Here is a 2177-nt window from a genome sequence, read left to right as displayed (position 1 = left end):
GCGGCTGTTGCGCCGCAGGCGGTTCCAGCCGCGCAGCAGCCAGCCACCGATCCGCGCCGGCCCGCGTTCCATGCCATCCAGCAGGTCGCGGTTGCGTACCAGCAGCCGCACCAGGGCCACCAGGTCATCGCAGTGCCAATCGCCGTGGATGTAGCTTTCACCCGCGCCGACGCTGCCCTGCGCGGCCACCTTGCGGTAGAACGCCATATCGCTGATGGTCACCGTGGCCTGCAGTGCGCCCGCACGATCACCGAGGATGACCTCGCCCAAGGGGTCGCGTACCCGCAGCCCGCCTTCGCGCAGCGGCGCCAGTACCGCCAGCAGCCTCCGGCGCAGGAATACGTCCACCGCGCCGGGGCGGGGCAGGGCAACGGAAGGATTCAGCTCGTTCATCGCGGTTTCTCGGCAAGAGCGGGGTGGTCATRCACGGGATTGCGCTTCAGCCACAGGAGCAGTGCCTGCCAGTGGATGGCGGCTACCACCTGCACGGTCATCAACGGGTAGAACGCCAGTACCCGGGCCAGGCCGCGGCCATCAAGCGGGCGTCGCTGCATGGCCTGGGTGGCATCGAACTGCCGGACACCGTCGCGCCAGACCTGCATATGCACGCGCAGGTCATCGCCGGGCGCGGTGAAGCGCCAGTCATAGCGGCAATCCATCGGCATGAAGGGGGAAACGTGGAAGGCTTTGTCGAACTGCCAGCGCAGGGCGCGCCCCTGTGGCTGTGCACTTTCAACAGGCAGCACATAGGCGTGCCGTTCCTTCCACGGTGTGTTGGTGATGTCGGCGACGATGCAGTCCAGGGTGCTGCCGTCGGCCCGGTAGCAGTAGTAGAAGCTGACCGGATTGAACACGTGGCCACCGAAGCGCAGGTGCGCCAACAGCCGCACCGGGCCGTCCGGGCGCCGCCCCAGCACGGTCGCGGCATGGTCACGCACGGCGTCTGCAAGTGATGTCCTGGGATCGCCGAGATAGTCGCTGCGGCGGAACTCTGCCAGGTTGCGGCGCCCGACCGACCACAGCCAGCGCCCGGCAAATACCTGGTCCAACTCGTCCAGGTCCAGCAGCAGCTGCGCGATGGGGTAGCGGAAGGCATGCGGATGCGGATGGTGCCGGCGGTGCACCACCTGCCCGAAGTAGAGGGCGCTGGCGCTCACGCGGCCACCTCCACCTGCAGGGGAGGCGGCGCGCCGGCATTGCGCAGTTGCAGCGCATCCACTACGCGGCGGGCACTGCGGATTCCATCTTCGTGGAAGCCCCAGCCCCAATACGCACCCGCAAACCAGGTGTGCCGCCGGCCCTGCAGTTCGGCCCAGCGCCGCTGCGCGTCCACCGCAGCCGGATCATGCACCGGATGCGCGTACTGCAGACGGCGCAGCACCTTGGCCGGATCGATGGCCTCGCTGCGGTTGAGGGTCACCACCAGCGGCGTATCACCGGGCAGCCCCTGCAACAGGTTCATGCAGTAGCTGACCGTGCAGGGTGCGGTGGGGTCGCGCGGTACATGCGCGTTCCAGGCCGCCCACGCCTTGCGGTTGGCGGGCAGCAAGGAGGCGTCGGTGTGCAGTACGGCCTCGTTGGGTTGGTAGCGGATCGCGCCGAGCACCGCATGCTCGACAGGATCGGCGTCGGCCAGCAGGGCAAGGGCCTGGTCGCTATGGCAGGCCAGGATCACTTCATCGAAGCCTTCAATGCCGGTTGCGGTGTGTACGCGTGCCCCCCAGGGCATGCGTTCGACCGCGTGTACCGGGCATTCCAGCCGCTCGTGCACCCGCCAGCGCGCACGCAGGGCGTCCACGTAGCGCGCCGAGCCGCCCTTGACCACGCGCCAGGGCGCGCGCCCGGTCATCTGCAGCATCTGGTGATTGGCCATGAACTGCACCAGGTAACGGGCCGGGAAGTCCAGCACCTGCGCGGTCGGCGAGGACCACAACGCCGAGGCCATCGGCAGCAGATGCTCCTGCACGAACGCTTCGCCATAGCGCTGGCTGTGCAGGTACTGGCCCAGCGTCGGGCCCTGCTCCTCGCCCAGCAACAGGGGCGCGTCGCGATAGAAGCGCCGCAGGTCGGCCAGCATTCCCCAGAAACGCGGCGAGAGCAGGTTGCGGCGCTGGCAGAACAGGCCATCGAGCGATGTGGCGTTGTACTCCACGCCGCTGCGCTCGCTGTGCATCGAG

At 68.4% G+C, this 2177-nt stretch carries 2 protein-coding genes and 1 pseudogene; all 3 read right to left on the bottom strand.

Annotated elements, in window-relative coordinates; translation table 11 throughout:
- Nucleotides 1-393 (bottom strand): annotated as a pseudogene (locus AC1VAN_RS19575) (SAM-dependent methyltransferase); the annotation flags it as partial.
- Nucleotides 390-1157, bottom strand: coding sequence for a DUF1365 domain-containing protein (locus AC1VAN_RS19570; protein ID WP_480986511.1), 768 nt, complete (start codon nucleotides 1155-1157; stop codon nucleotides 390-392). The pseudogene AC1VAN_RS19575 and the gene AC1VAN_RS19570, both read right to left, overlap by 4 nt.
- Nucleotides 1154-2177 (bottom strand): NAD(P)/FAD-dependent oxidoreductase (locus AC1VAN_RS19565; protein WP_480986510.1); only part of this gene is annotated, 1024 nt, incomplete at its 5' end. The genes AC1VAN_RS19565 and AC1VAN_RS19570, both read right to left, overlap by 4 nt.

The organism is Stenotrophomonas sp. 05L44_2, assembly GCF_056665995.1.
The sequence above is the reverse complement of the archived record's forward strand: the minus strand, read 5'-3'. Positions and strand labels throughout refer to the sequence as shown.